The 12,943-nt window shown below is 49.4% G+C and carries 16 protein-coding genes; 11 read left to right on the top strand and 5 right to left on the bottom strand.

Going from position 1 to position 12,943, the window contains the following annotated elements; translation table 11 throughout:
• Nucleotides 1–152 precede the first annotated feature (152 nt).
• The 9 genes from BD749_RS13305 (at nt 153) to BD749_RS13265 (ending at nt 6,648) form a co-directional block, all read left to right on the top strand.
• On the top strand, nt 153–623 hold the full coding sequence (locus tag BD749_RS13305) for a hypothetical protein (RefSeq protein ID WP_101445067.1): 471 nt from the start codon (nt 153–155) through the stop codon (nt 621–623).
• Nucleotides 624–701: 78 nt separating this feature from the next.
• The gene (locus tag BD749_RS13300; protein WP_101445065.1) at nt 702–1,157 is read left to right on the top strand and encodes a hypothetical protein; all 456 of its coding nucleotides are present in this window, start codon (nt 702–704) and stop codon (nt 1,155–1,157) included.
• 69 nt (nt 1,158–1,226) lie between these two features.
• Nucleotides 1,227–1,565 (top strand): hypothetical protein, encoded by a 339-nt coding sequence (locus BD749_RS13295; protein ID WP_101445062.1) that lies wholly within the window; start codon nt 1,227–1,229, stop codon nt 1,563–1,565.
• A gap of 87 nt (nt 1,566–1,652) precedes the next feature.
• Entirely contained in the window at nt 1,653–2,069 is a 417-nt protein-coding gene (locus BD749_RS13290) for a hypothetical protein (protein ID WP_101445059.1), read from the top strand.
• A 139-nt stretch (nt 2,070–2,208) separates the two neighbouring features.
• Nucleotides 2,209–2,805 carry a class I SAM-dependent methyltransferase gene (locus BD749_RS13285; protein ID WP_101445056.1) on the top strand — a complete coding sequence of 199 codons (597 nt, stop codon included), beginning with the start codon at nt 2,209–2,211 and terminating at the stop codon, nt 2,803–2,805.
• A gap of 50 nt (nt 2,806–2,855) precedes the next feature.
• On the top strand, nt 2,856–3,272 hold the full coding sequence (gene arr, locus BD749_RS13280; RefSeq protein ID WP_394341670.1) for an NAD(+)--rifampin ADP-ribosyltransferase: 417 nt from the start codon (nt 2,856–2,858) through the stop codon (nt 3,270–3,272).
• 203 nt (nt 3,273–3,475) lie between these two features.
• Nucleotides 3,476–5,398 (top strand): site-specific DNA-methyltransferase, encoded by a 1,923-nt coding sequence (locus BD749_RS13275; RefSeq protein ID WP_101445050.1) that lies wholly within the window; start codon nt 3,476–3,478, stop codon nt 5,396–5,398.
• Between the two features lie 9 nt (nt 5,399–5,407).
• Entirely contained in the window at nt 5,408–5,974 is a 567-nt protein-coding gene (locus BD749_RS13270; RefSeq protein ID WP_101445047.1) for a hypothetical protein, read from the top strand.
• Nucleotides 5,975–6,141: 167 nt separating this feature from the next.
• Entirely contained in the window at nt 6,142–6,648 is a 507-nt protein-coding gene (locus tag BD749_RS13265; RefSeq protein WP_101445044.1) for a cupin domain-containing protein, read from the top strand.
• 72 nt (nt 6,649–6,720) lie between these two features.
• Here BD749_RS13265 and BD749_RS13260 read toward each other — a convergent pair whose 3' ends face one another.
• The 4 genes from BD749_RS13260 to BD749_RS13245 form a co-directional block, all read right to left on the bottom strand.
• Nucleotides 6,721–7,146, bottom strand: coding sequence for a c-type cytochrome (locus BD749_RS13260; protein WP_101445041.1), 426 nt, complete (start codon nt 7,144–7,146; stop codon nt 6,721–6,723).
• Nucleotides 7,130–7,819, bottom strand: a complete 690-nt coding sequence (locus BD749_RS13255) for an SCO family protein (RefSeq protein ID WP_101445038.1) — start codon at nt 7,817–7,819, stop codon at nt 7,130–7,132. The genes BD749_RS13260 and BD749_RS13255 overlap by 17 nt, the downstream gene beginning before the upstream one ends.
• Nucleotides 7,806–8,237 (bottom strand): hypothetical protein, encoded by a 432-nt coding sequence (locus tag BD749_RS13250; protein ID WP_101445036.1) that lies wholly within the window; start codon nt 8,235–8,237, stop codon nt 7,806–7,808. Before BD749_RS13250 ends, BD749_RS13255 begins: the two co-directional genes overlap by 14 nt.
• Nucleotides 8,238–8,432: 195 nt before the next feature.
• A complete protein-coding gene (locus tag BD749_RS13245) occupies nt 8,433–8,762 on the bottom strand; it encodes a DMT family protein (RefSeq protein ID WP_101445033.1) in 330 nt (109 codons plus the stop codon).
• Between the two features lie 447 nt (nt 8,763–9,209).
• Between BD749_RS13245 and gyrB the strand changes: the two genes are divergently transcribed.
• Both gyrB and BD749_RS13235 read left to right on the top strand, forming a co-directional pair.
• Entirely contained in the window at nt 9,210–11,168 is a 1,959-nt protein-coding gene (gene gyrB, locus BD749_RS13240) for a DNA topoisomerase (ATP-hydrolyzing) subunit B (RefSeq protein WP_101445031.1), read from the top strand.
• A 218-nt stretch (nt 11,169–11,386) separates the two neighbouring features.
• Nucleotides 11,387–11,983 carry a hypothetical protein gene (locus BD749_RS13235; protein ID WP_101445028.1) on the top strand — a complete coding sequence of 199 codons (597 nt, stop codon included), beginning with the start codon at nt 11,387–11,389 and terminating at the stop codon, nt 11,981–11,983.
• Nucleotides 11,984–12,158: 175 nt separating this feature from the next.
• Here BD749_RS13235 and BD749_RS13230 read toward each other — a convergent pair whose 3' ends face one another.
• Nucleotides 12,159–12,911, bottom strand: coding sequence for a CPBP family intramembrane glutamic endopeptidase (locus BD749_RS13230; RefSeq protein WP_101445026.1), 753 nt, complete (start codon nt 12,909–12,911; stop codon nt 12,159–12,161).
• Nucleotides 12,912–12,943: the final 32 nt, after the last annotated feature.

Below are 12,943 nucleotides of genomic sequence, written 5' to 3'. Positions count from 1 at the left end.
ATCTTGGCTGAGATAAATATAAAACAATCAGAATGCTGCCATACGGTATAGAGGAGTCTGTAAAATTGCTAAATAGCATGACTTTTAGCTTCGCACATAGTGCAGATAAACGTATGTTCACGCTTTTGAGGTAGTTGTGGGTAATTAGAAGTATGAAAAAGATTTTCCTCTTATACCTTTTGGCTTTGGTTTCCTTTGCTTCATTTGCCCAAACTAATGATAGCAAAGACATCTATTTAGAAGCGCTGAATAAGTACACTCTTCATTTGGATTCGTTGTTTGCTGGTAACAGAAACCATGTAATCAACACCATATACTTAGAAATACCTGACTTTGTAGACAGCATACCAAATAAGGTAAATGGATACGAGATAGTAGTCCTGACAAGCAAAAACATAAAGCAGGTATACAAGACAAATAACAATAGCCTAACCCACACAAAATTATTCCCAATTAAAGTTGAAAATGGAAGAATAGTGGTTAGCCTCATACCCTATAGTGGGGTGAGAAAAAGAAATGGAAACTTAAATCTGGCTCTTGGGGGTGGAACACAAATCCTCTTTAAATATAACTGCCAGAATGAATACTTCGAGTATGAAAGAATGGTAAATTGGGGAATATAACTTCCCACAACCACGTGTATACTTTATGCTTCGCACATCGTCTGCACCAGTCCGTTGTATTTCATTTAGAAAAACGAAATGAATAGAGATAAAACACCCTTATTTAGAAAGATAAATACAAGAGCAAGAGGTGTTCGTCATAATTTTGGCGGTGATTTCAAAAATTCCAGAAACAAAAAGCGGGAAACACTTGAGCAAACCAAAGGTTCTATGCACGGTAAAAAAGAAAGAGGACTTGACTATACCCCTCTTTTCAGATTTCTATTATCAAAAGTTGGGAATGATTGGGAGGACGTCCTAAGCGAAGCAAAATCTCGATTAGATAAACCGGAACCTATATACTGGGTAGTCGCTCTGAATGAAGAGGATAGAAAGGATTTTGTCAGAGTCGGAGAATCCACCTATGTTTCAGGAATGTTCATTGATGGTGGGAAATTGCAACTATCAAATCCTGAGCTGAAAGCGAAAGACCTGGCTCCATTCTGTGATTGTTGCACTCACACCTTAAATGGAAAAGTGTTTGGAACTGAATAAATAAGAAAAGACAACAACGCTTCTGAGACAACTACTCCACCTCATAGCCCAGCACGTAGCAAAAGATATATGGCCATAAAAAATCAACTGATTATTATTATTCTGACTCTGTTTGCTGCGCTTTCCTCTTGTAAAAAGGACGATGAAGCAACGATTTTCTATTGGGATGAAACCGGATGCGCTGATCCATGGAAACAGAACAGCGAGGATACGGAGGAGGAGAGGAAAGTGGAAATAAAAAGTTATTTAGAGAATCAGAACGTGAACGTTAAGAATATTGAGTTTGAATTTAATCAGAACAAACAACAACTCTGTTACGCTTGTAACTGCACGACGGGAAGAGTCATTGTAGTTAAAGTAGCAAGGTCGGACGAACGAATAATGAAAAAGCTAAACTTCTATCAATAATAAAGGAAATACCTTGTATAAAGTTTTAGCCTTTATGCTCGACTAGGCCTCACCCATTAGCTATACCAGTCCGCAACAAGTAAAAACATGAAAATTCTACTAACAGCATTGTTTTCTATCTTTTTGACTGCGCAGGCTTACAGCCAGGATATGCCTGGTGTTGATAACAATCCGGTTTTGAATCTGCAGGAATCCGCCTTGTTAGATTCCCTGTTCCATAAGGATAGAGGAGCTTTTAGTTTTACGAATAAAAAAGTTGGCTTTTTCGCAGGGCATTCAGTGACGGATATACAGACAAAGAAGGACTTTTTTGGAGTCTACATCTTGCCCTATCTTGCAAAAAATGAAAAGCCGTTAATTTCATACCGTAAGCTTGACAAGAATCAAAAAGCTAAATCTGGTGGGTATGATGTTATTGTTTTTATGATACCTAAAGTTTGGACTCAAAAGCAGCTGAACAAGAATTTACAGACTCTTGCTAATAAAGAAGAAAAGATAAAATAACCTGTTGCCAGCAACAGAATAAAGCAGGCACCCTCACAGCATTCAACCATCAACAAAGCAGATAGCTATTTTCCCGCACGCTCATCGAAGGTCGTCTGCTGTATTAAACAGACGTTGATCCCATAAAAACACCATCTCCTTGCACCCATCCAAACTCGCCAAAAGCTACGACAAAATCGCTGCCCGCTGGAATGCCGACATGATCGAATCCAGTTACGGTATTGTCATGATTGACCGGGCCATCAGCTACTGCACCAACAAGCGAACTGCTTTGGATGTGGGCTGCGGCAGTGGCGGGCGTATCATCAACAGGCTTCTGGGAAACGGATTTGAAGTGACTGGCATCGATGTATCGGGTGGAATGCTGGCCCTGGCACAGGAAAATCATCCGGCGGTGGAGTTTATACAGGCCGATATAAGCGAATGGGAAACAACCGACAGATTTGATCTGATCGTCGCATGGGACAGTGTTTTTCACTTGCCACTGCCAAGCCAAAAGCCGGTTGTTCAGAAGCTTTGTCGGTTCCTGAACCCGAATGGCATTCTGGTGTACACGTTTGGGGATGCAGAAGGTGCCCATGTAGACACTTGGCTCGGCGAAAAGTTCGGGTATAGCTCCATCGGTATAGATGAAAACCTGAGCACATTGCGCGGGAGCAACTGCCAGTGCAGGCACCTGGAGCTCGATCAGTACCCACTCAATCACGTATCAGTCATAGCAAGAAAAAATAACTGATTATACAGAAGTCAAAGGCCATGAAATCAGAAAACAGCAATACCCAGGAAGTGCCAGGCAGCTCCGAGTATTCAGCGCAGACTTACTACCACGGCACGAAAGCCGACCTCCGCCAGGGCGACCTGATTGCGCCTGGCTACAACTCCAACTACGGTATGCGCAAAAAAGCCTCCTATGTGTACCTGACCGCTACCCTCGATGCTGCCACCTGGGGTGCCGAACTGGCTGTGGGTGAAGGAAGAGGCAGAATTTACATGGTGGAGCCGACCGGGCCGATTGAAGATGACCCTAACCTGACCGATAAGAAATTTCCGGGCAACCCGACAAAGTCCTACCGGACAAAACACCCACTCCGGGTGCTCGGAGAGCTCACAGACTGGCAGGGCCATGCCCCGGAGCAGCTGCAGGCCATGAAAGACCATCTGGCCAGGTTAAAGGAGCAGGGGATTGAGGCGATCGAAGACTAAACTCCTCGTTCTTCTTTTATAGCACATTTCTTAGCCAGGAGCTTGCTTTTTAAGAATTCATCTGAAGCAGAAATTTCCTTCCTGCCGTTTCTGCTTTATTCACTATCTTCAACTTTTGCCGGGGCACAGCAACCTGTTTTCTGCACCAGATAGAAAACCTAGGAGCAAGGCATACCTGTTGATTCAGGGCACGATACCATACAGTGCAGGCCTTTAAAGAGCGCAAGGTGCTGTGTGGCATGTCGGTGCAAACTGCCTGTGCTATACCTGGCCATCCTTTAAAATACAGTTTAATAGTAGATTTGACCATGAAGGGCGAGTCCTTACCTATACCTGACGACCTGCTGGCCAGGTTAAAAGAGATCGTGCCGGCTGCTTTCACCGAAGGCAAGCTGAACGTGGCGCAGTTGCAGAAACTGCTGGGAGATCAGGTATACGCAGCGCCCGAGCTATACCAACTGACCTGGGCCGGAAAGGCTGATGCCTACAAACAAGCCCAGACACCTGCAACCCATACGCTTAGACCTGACCGGGAGGCTTCTGTTAACTGGTCGCAAACGCAGCATGTGTTCGTGGAAGGGGATAACCTGCAGGTGCTGAAAGTACTGCAAAAAGCCTATGGGGGCAAGGTAAAGGGTATTTACATTGACCCACCCTACAACACGGGCTCCGACAGCTTTATCTACGCCGACAATTTTGCTACCAAGTCCGGCCGTTCGCAGGCGGAGCGCAGGCAGAGCGGCCATTCCAATTGGCTCAGCATGATGTTCACCAGACTGCTTCTGGCCCGCCCTCTGCTCCGCGAAGACGGCATCATTTTCGTGAGTATCGACGATAACGAACTGGCCAACCTCAAACTGCTCATGGACGAAGTGTTCGGCGAAGAGAACTTTATCGACTACTTCTGCTGGGCTAAGTCCGAAACCCCGGCCAACTTATCCAGAAAAAGCAAAAAGGTGGTGGAGTACGTGCTCTGCTACCAAAAGAATAAAAACAGCGAGAAGTTTAAGGGCATCCAAAAAAACAGCACCAGCTCCAATGGATTGCTGAACCAGACAAACAAACCCGGCACTTTGGTATTTCCGGCTGATGTGGTAACGACCCGCCTGGAGGACGGCGTACTGCCGAAAGGAAGTTACGGCACCGATAGGTATGCCATTGACTTGCTGGAAGACACGGAGGTAAAGGGTGGTCTGTTCATAAAGCCCGTTGTGCTGAGGGCCAAATTCAAGTGGTCGCAGCCGAAGCTCGACGACGAGATCAGCAGAGGCACCCGCATCAGCATCCCTACTAGCAAGCTCAGTCCATCGTACGAGAAGCTGGTGTACGACAAGGAAGTGCCGCCCAACCTGATCAATGCCAAGGTAGGCGTGGGTACCAACGAAAATGCCAGCGCCCAGCTCGAGGCCCTGTTCGGCGCCAAGGTCTTTGACTTCCCGAAACCACCCGGTCTGATCAAATACCTGCTGGGCTTCTCGGATGACCCGGACGGCATATTCCTGGATTTTTTTGCCGGCTCAGGTGCCACTGCCCAGGCCGTGCTCGAAATGAACCAGCAGGACGGCGGCAACCGCAGGTATATTTGTGTGCAGCTCGACGAGCAGATCGCCCCAACCACCAGGGCCTTCCAGCAGGGTTTCCGGACCATCCCCGAAATTACCCGGAAACGATTGCTCCTGCTGCATGAAAAACTGACCGCACCGGAAGGCGCTAAAGGCAAAGATACCGGGTTCAGGTATTTCAAACTCGCTCCCTCCAGTTTTCAGGTAGGGCAGGGGGAAAGTGGAAGAATCGACAAGGCAAAACAACTGGCACTTTTCTCCAAGCCGGTAAACGACCGGGCCCTGCGGCTGTACAGGCTCTGGGAGCTATTGCTGCGGACAGGTATACCGCTGAGCGCAGTTGTAAACGAAGTTCCCGTAGAGGAAGCGGTGCTCTACGAAGTGCTGCCAGAAAAAATGCTTTATACCCTGGACACGATTACTGAAGCGGTCCTTAAAAAAGCGATCGAGCTGAAACCCAAGGCCTTCATTTGTCCCGATGCGCTGTTTCAGTTCAACGAAATTGATAAAAGCCATTTACAACTAACCTTGCAGGATATCGGTATTGACTTTAGATCAATCTGATGAACTGCCATGCTGGTACAAAACTTCGACTTTGATGCAAACCTGACGCTGGCCCGGGAGTGTGCGGCCGATATGGTGCGCAATGGCCTGTACTCTAGATTTGGATTAACAGAAAAGGAGCGCCTGGAGAAGGCCGTGCTGGGCTGTATGGGCGAATACGCCTTCGAGCACTGGCTCAAGTCCCTCGGCTATACCTACGAGGTGGATCGTGCGGGCTTCGAGAACAGGAACTCAGATGCCTTTGATTTTTTGATAGGTGGCAGCAAAATAGACGTGAAGGTCGCAAAAAAATCAACTGACAGGTCGCCGAACGACAACTGGACCTATGGTTACCCGCAGGAGCAAAAACCGGCTTCCAAAGACTTTGTGATCGTGGGTTGGGTGGACTATGCGCAGAAGCAGATTGGCTTTTACGGCTGGATCAGCGGAAAGCGGATCAGTGAGTTTCCGGTGGTGACCAAAAACACTTTTGCAGGGTATAGCTACCGCACACCCAACCACGAGTTTAAATGGGGCGCCCTGAACAAGAATTTTGAGCGCTTCTTCCAAAATGTTTTGGCAGGCAAAGCAGCTTAGCTGTGCACAAAACCGGGCGCTCAGGTACAGGCATGCGACCTGCCGGCGTCCGTTTGAGTTTTACAGAATTATACTAAATTTGCGTTCCGCCCAAACAGTCAATATCCCTTTTTCGTTAGCCTATACCTGCAAACAGTCCGCCATCACCCTTAAAGCCCTAACAGAACATGACTACCGACACAACTGATAAAGCAGCCCTTTTCGCAGAAGTAGAGCAGCAACTCAAGCAGCAGCGTTTCAACATCAGCAACCAGGACCAAAGCCGTCCCTGGGGCGGATTTTTTGTGATCGACGAAGCACAGGCCCAAGACTTTGCCAACGCTTACTTCGACAGCATACCGGTTGATCAGTTAAAGATATCCGGAAAGCTGAGCCCGAAGATATTGCTCGTGGCACCGAAGAAGCGACTGAGCTGGCAATACCACCACCGCCGCGCCGAGATCTGGAAAGTAGTGAAAGGCACTGTGGGCGTCGTGACCAGCGACACTGACGAAGAAGGCGAATTGAAAGTGCTTAACCCCGGCGACCTCATCACGCTGCGCCAGGGCGAACGCCACCGCCTGGTGGGCCTCGACGGCTGGGGCGTGCTGGCCGAAATCTGGCAACACACCGACGCCGCTAACCCGTCAAATGAAGATGATATTGTGCGCGTGCAGGACGATTTTGGAAGATAGACCAGTCTTACCTCACAGGTATAAAAAAAGGCGCTGTAGCATAATTACAGCGCCTTTTCTTTTTAATCGGTTTTATTGCTCCAACAGATGGCGGCATTTAAACAACTGCTTTTCTACCTCCTGTATAGAGAACCGAGGGTTGTTGTTGCCGAAGTTAGTTTGCACGTAGTTGAGGATGTTGGTGATCTGACCAGCATTGAGATGCTCGAAACCCGGCATACCCTGGTTGTAATTCTTGCCGTTCACCACAATATTGCCTGTCTGCCCGTGCCGGATGATGCAGGCCAGGTCATCGCGGTGGTTCTCCAGGTAATCGGCGCCGGCCAGGGGTGGGATCAGGTTGCGGAGACCGCTGCCGTCGTCCATGTGGCAGTTGGCGCAGTACTGGGTATAAAGCTGCTCCCCTTCGTTCTGCTTATCGGTATAAAAGCACTGCGTGAGGGTAAGCAAGGCGGCTGCACCGGCCGAGTAGAGCAGAAACTTAGTTTTTATCAGCATCCTTCTTTTTCTTTTTAGGCAACAGGGCAGGTATGTCACGGATCAGCCGGTCGACCTGGGCAGGGTCGGTACCGTCGTAAATGCCGCGCACGTGGCGGTTCTGGTCTACGAGCACAAAGGCGCCGCTATGCACAAAGCCGCCGGGCTCTTCCTCATCCTCCATCGCCGACACCATGTACTGCATCGCAATGCTGTAAATGCTGTCCTTTTCGCCGGTTACAAAGCGCCACTTGTTGCTGTCCACCTGCAGGCGGTCGGCGTAGTCGCGCAGCACGGCCACGGTGTCGTGTTTCGGGTCGATGGTGTGGGAGAGGAGCATCACGCGCGGGTCATCTGCAAAAGCTTCGTAAATACGGATCATCTGGCTCTTCATTTTGGGGCAGATGGTAGGACAGGTGGTAAAGAAAAAGTCGGTGACGTATACCTTGTCCTGCACCGTGAGGCTGGTGACTACCTGGCTGTCCTGGTCGATAAAGGCGAAGTCTGGGATGCGGTGGTAGACCGTGTCGGTTACCTGCTGGCCATCGACTTCGCGCTGCACCAACTGGCGCTCACCCAGGTAGGGTAGTGTGCCCGTGCCAGTGGACTGCTCCTGCGAGCAGGCTTGCCAGCTGAGTGCCGCGAGGCCGAGCAGCAGGGCCGGGAGAAAGGTGCCTCGTTTATTTCTTTTCATAAGTCGCGTAGGTTTCTTTTGCGTTGGCAATGGTGCTGTCCATCAGGGATTTGACGCGCTCCATTTTCCGGTGCTCTTCGTTCAGGTATAGCATGGCCTGCTCGTGGGCCAGCGAGTCGGGCGCTTTGTAGTGGCGCATCCAGTCCATCATGGCTTCATCGGCCTGGTTTAGCTCATGTATACGGCGCGTGAGCAGGCTGATGGTGGTGGTGTCGGAGGAGTGTGCCTGCAGGCTGTCGCGGAGGCTGGTCAGGTTGCGGCGCAGGCGGTAGATCTTGCCCATATCGGCCATGGCTTCGTCGTGCAGGTCCATTACCGCAGTCTGCAGTGCCTGCTGCGGGTCTTCCGCTTCAGAGGCACCCCCCTGGCATGCGATCAGGGAGAAAGGCAGGCTCAGGTATAGCAGCCACTTTTTCATCTGTCGGGTATAAGTTTGGGTTAGACAATACAACTGCTGTTTCTGAAACAGGCAGCTGTCAACTGCAAAGATACAGGTATAGTGCCAAAGGTGGGCATTAATTCTGGCTGCAGCCAAAGTTAGAAGGGCCGCCCTTCGCCCGTGAACCTTCCAACATTTCAGCCATCAACAATTTAACAATCCAACAATCAAAAATCACCACTTCTTAAACACGAAGAACACGGCGAGCAGGATGAAGACGAAGCCGACGATGTAATTCCATTTCACTTCTTCTTTCAGGTATAGCACCGAGAAAGCCACGAACACCACAAGCGTGATCACCTCCTGAATGGTTTTGAGCTGAAAGGCGGTGAACTGCCCGTGGCCGATCCGGTTGGCCGGCACCTGAAACAGATACTCGAAGAAGGCAATGAACCAGCTGACCAGTATGACCTTCCAGAGCACTGTTTCTTTAAACTTGAGGTGCCCATACCAGGCGAAGGTCATGAAGATGTTGGAAATAAGGAGAAGAAGGATCGTTTTCATGGCCGAAATTTAACATAAGACGCCCATACAGCGACAGAAATTTTCAGCAACCTTAACAATTCGAATACAGTAAACTCGTTTTGTACACGATGCAATGCCTGACTGAGCTATGAAAAAAACGGAGCGGCTTCAGTAGTCACTCCATTAGGCAAAAAGAGCGCGCGCTTATACCTGTTTACAGGTTGCCTCATTTTGCCGATATACTTTGCATTCGAAAAAGCAGGGAGACCGCCTTATTACAGGGCGGTCTTTTTGTATTTTTAGGCATATAAGTCTGATAAACAGGCACTAAAGAGCTTGTGGTTTTGTTTTAAATAAAGTGTGGCGGCAAGCCGGGTTCGGTCTGCAAAGCAGCAGCCGGTCGCCCGCATAATAACTCGGCGCCAAAGCATAGATAAAACGAAATAAATTGGTAATTTTACCTATTCAATCTACCCAGATACACACATGAGTGAAGTAGAAGAAAAACAATTGCACAATAATTATTCAGCAGATAGTATTCAGGTACTGGAAGGGCTCGAGGCCGTGCGCAAGCGTCCTGCCATGTACATCGGCGACATTGGCATCAAAGGCCTGCACCACCTGGTGTGGGAGGTAGTGGACAACTCCATTGACGAGGCCCTGGCCGGTCATTGCGACACGATCAATGTGACCATCAACCCCAACAACTCTATTACCGTGTCGGACAATGGCCGCGGCATACCTACTGACTTTCACCAGAAAGAGGGCCGCTCGGCGCTGGAAGTAGTAATGACCGTGTTGCACGCCGGCGGTAAGTTCGACAAAGACACTTACAAAGTTTCCGGTGGTCTGCACGGGGTGGGTGTATCCTGCGTGAACGCCCTGTCGACGGACCTGCACGTAACCGTGCACCGCAACGGAAAGGTGTTTGAGCAGCACTACAACATCGGTATACCTGCCTATCCGGTGCGCGAGATCGGCACTACAGACAGAACAGGCACTGAGGTAACGTTCCAGCCAGATGCTTCGATCTTTACCACCACAGAGTATAAGTACGACACCATCGCCAGTCGCCTGCGCGAGCTTTCTTTCCTGAACAAAGGCATCCGCATCAACCTGACGGATTTGCGCGAGACAGGCGAAGACGGACAGCCGCTTTCCAACACCTTCTTCTCGGAGGGTGGTCTGAAAGAGTTTGTGGCCTACCTGGACGAGACGCGTGAGAACCTGATTCCGGAACCGATCCATGTGGAGAGCGAAAAGAACGGTATACCTGTGGAGATTGCCCTGCAGTACAACACGTCCTATACCGAGAACATCTTCTCTTACGTGAACAACATCAACACCATTGAGGGTGGTACGCACGTAGCCGGTTTCCGCCGCGCCCTTACCCGTACCCTCAAAGCCTACGCCGACAAGTCGGGTATGCTGGACAAGGTGAAGATCGAGATTGCCGGTGACGACTTCCGCGAAGGCCTGACTGCGGTTATATCCGTAAAAGTGGCCGAGCCGCAGTTTGAGGGGCAGACCAAAACCAAACTTGGTAACTCCGATGTGTCGGGCGCTGTGGATGTGGCCGTTGGCGAGATGCTGAGCACCTACCTGGAGGAAAACCCGAAAGAGGCGCGTACCATTGTGCAGAAGGTGATACTGGCAGCTCAGGCCCGTAACGCCGCCCGCAAGGCCCGCGAAATGGTGCAGCGCAAGAACGTACTCTCCAGTACCAGCCTGCCGGGTAAACTGGCCGACTGCTCTGACAACAACCCGGAAAACTGCGAGATATACCTGGTAGAGGGTGACTCAGCCGGCGGGTCTGCCAAGCAGGGCCGTAACCGTATGTTCCAGGCCATCCTGCCGCTTCGCGGTAAGATCCTGAACGTGGAGAAAGCGCAGGAGCACCGCATTTACGAAAGCGATGAGATCAAGAACATGATCACGGCGCTGGGCGTGAGCTTCGGTACAGCCGATGGTGAGAAGGCCCTGAACATGGAGAGGTTGCGTTACCACCGCATCATCATCATGACGGACGCCGACGTGGACGGATCGCACATCCGGACGCTGATCCTGACCTTCTTCTTCCGCTACATGCGCGAGCTGATCGAGAAAGGTTATATCTACATAGCCTTGCCGCCGCTTTACCTGGTGAAGAAGGGCAAAGAAGAACGTTACTGCTGGAGTGAGCAGGACCGCATTGACGCCATTGCCGAGTTGGGCAAGGGCAAAGACGAGAGCGTAGGCGTGCAGCGCTACAAAGGTCTTGGTGAGATGAACCCGGAGCAGCTCTGGAGTACCACCATGGACCCTGAAACCCGCAGCCTGAAGCAGGTGACAATTGAGTCAGCCGCTGAGGCCGACCACCTGTTCTCGATGCTGATGGGCGACGAGGTAGGTCCTCGCCGCGATTTCATTGAGCGCAATGCCAAATATGCCCGCGTAGACGTGTAAATTTGAATTGATTTAGCTATACCTGATGGCGGCTGTTTCTGAAAAGAAGCAGCCGCTTTTTTTAAGTGCCTATGAAAGGTATAGGAGAATTTGTATATTGAATGGATAAGCGCTGTGTTAGGAGTGTGCTTCTGGTGAAGCGCTAGCATTCCTGACATAATGCAGATAGTGGGAGTTAGTGCTCCTGCTAGCAGATAGTTGGGCTACATAGATAAGTAATGAAGTTTTTTAAAATCATATTTAAGCTAATTGGAATAACAGCCTTCGCTTTGGTAGTTCTTTTTATTGGGCTGGTTGTAGTTGCTCATTTTATGTTTGGCTCCAATGAAAAAGCGGTTGACAGCAGTGTGTTGCTGAAGAGTAGTGAATTCAGAAGCTTACATCAATCAGTCGTCTCTCTCGATAACATAGAAAATATCGCAGTCTTGCCTGACAAGAACTATATTGTTATAAATGGAACAGTAATCAATTTAGCTAAACAGACTTTTGGATATTCACCAGAGCTAGGCTTCTACAATAGCTACTACGAAGAAGGAGACCGAACACCTTATACTTCTCTAGACAGCCTTCTAAATGCTCATAGTATTAAAATTGATAGTGTAAAAGCTATGGCTGTTATTAAAGGAATGAAGGACGCTGGAATAAGTGATGTAGGCATACGTAAAGAAGGAATCTCTTATAGATGGAAAGTATCAGCCATGTATGGCGAAGAAGGTATTCTCTACAGCAGTCGAAAGATTCCAAAAGACTCGACCCGATTTGACCTGTTTGAGAATATTGAAGAAGACTTCTACCATTTCGCTGTATATAACTAAAAACAACGACAGCCCAACAAGGTGCAGCTTTAACCCTTGCTACGCTACGGGCTTCGGCTGCACGAGCACGTTACCAGCAGATGATAGACGAACGAAATGTGAGAACAGCAACGGCTGCTTCTGGAATAAGGCAGTTGCTACTATTCTAACACCTTTGTGTTTGCTGAAATAAACATCAGACGCTAGTGCTATACCTGAGTGCACGGGGCTTTCTGTAGGACCGCCATAAGATCAACAGTAACAACACTACACCCCAGCAGCCTGCCAATATCCACGTGCTGGCATCACTTGAAGTCGAAGCAGTGCTGAAAAGTGTTTTGGTTGATTCGTAGGCAATGTTAGCCCCCCAGTGTATGCCAAAGGCAAGCCAGAGTGACTTGGTGATGATGACCGCATAGGCAAGCACCAGGCCCAGCAACGCTAGATAGGACAAGACCGCAGCGCCATCATCCAAGCGCCAGATATGGTTCAAAACATAGACCAGGGCTGAAAGCAGCACCCAATAAACAGGTTTTATGTGCTGCAGATGGGCGTAGAGATAACCCCGTGTTAAGATGTCCTCCGCTACAGAAGGAACCGCAGTCATGAGTAGGAGCATGGGCAGTTGTTTGGCAAAAGCCCCAATAGTGGCGTTAGCCGTAATGCTTTCGTAGCCCAGTAAAACCGTGAGATAAAATGACAGCACAAAAAATGCCAGTCCGAGGACTAGTCCTACCGTTAGTTGCCCCAGCCAGTTAGATGTCAGTCCCAAACCGTAGCCTCCCAGCCCACGCCTTCCCTGGGCTCTGGCCAACACAAAAGCAACCACCAGAAACCCGATCTTAAACAAAGCCATTAGCCAGAAGGAATCAAAAAACTCCGGAAAATGGTAGATGGCGAACAGGAGCAGAAAGCCTCCCCCAAAAGCGAGTGGACGATAGTTTGGCATAGTAGGATCAGGAAGCTGTTAGGTGTCCCTTA

This window comes from Pontibacter ramchanderi, assembly GCF_002846395.1.
In the GTDB taxonomy this organism is placed as follows: Bacteria; Bacteroidota; Bacteroidia; order Cytophagales; family Hymenobacteraceae; genus Pontibacter; species Pontibacter ramchanderi.
This window is presented reverse-complemented; position numbering and strand designations above follow the sequence as displayed.

What these genes read in the sequence shown, in the direction of transcription:
- BD749_RS13305 (WP_101445067.1), top strand. Translation starts at nt 153, where the DNA reads ATGAAAAAGATTTTCCTCTTATACCTTTTGGCTTTGGTTTCCTTTGCT.
- BD749_RS13300 (WP_101445065.1), top strand. Translation starts at nt 702, where the DNA reads ATGAATAGAGATAAAACACCCTTATTTAGAAAGATAAATACAAGAGCA.
- BD749_RS13295 (WP_101445062.1), top strand. Translation starts at nt 1,227, where the DNA reads ATGGCCATAAAAAATCAACTGATTATTATTATTCTGACTCTGTTTGCT.
- BD749_RS13290 (WP_101445059.1), top strand. Translation starts at nt 1,653, where the DNA reads ATGAAAATTCTACTAACAGCATTGTTTTCTATCTTTTTGACTGCGCAG.
- BD749_RS13270 (WP_101445047.1), top strand. Translation starts at nt 5,408, where the DNA reads ATGCTGGTACAAAACTTCGACTTTGATGCAAACCTGACGCTGGCCCGG.
- BD749_RS13265 (WP_101445044.1), top strand. Translation starts at nt 6,142, where the DNA reads ATGACTACCGACACAACTGATAAAGCAGCCCTTTTCGCAGAAGTAGAG.
- BD749_RS13260 (WP_101445041.1), bottom strand. Translation starts at nt 7,146, where the DNA reads ATGCTGATAAAAACTAAGTTTCTGCTCTACTCGGCCGGTGCAGCCGCC.
- BD749_RS13255 (WP_101445038.1), bottom strand. Translation starts at nt 7,819, where the DNA reads ATGAAAAGAAATAAACGAGGCACCTTTCTCCCGGCCCTGCTGCTCGGC.
- BD749_RS13250 (WP_101445036.1), bottom strand. Translation starts at nt 8,237, where the DNA reads ATGAAAAAGTGGCTGCTATACCTGAGCCTGCCTTTCTCCCTGATCGCA.
- BD749_RS13245 (WP_101445033.1), bottom strand. Translation starts at nt 8,762, where the DNA reads ATGAAAACGATCCTTCTTCTCCTTATTTCCAACATCTTCATGACCTTC.
- gyrB (WP_101445031.1), top strand. Translation starts at nt 9,210, where the DNA reads ATGAGTGAAGTAGAAGAAAAACAATTGCACAATAATTATTCAGCAGAT.
- BD749_RS13235 (WP_101445028.1), top strand. Translation starts at nt 11,387, where the DNA reads ATGAAGTTTTTTAAAATCATATTTAAGCTAATTGGAATAACAGCCTTC.
- BD749_RS13230 (WP_101445026.1), bottom strand. Translation starts at nt 12,911, where the DNA reads ATGCCAAACTATCGTCCACTCGCTTTTGGGGGAGGCTTTCTGCTCCTG.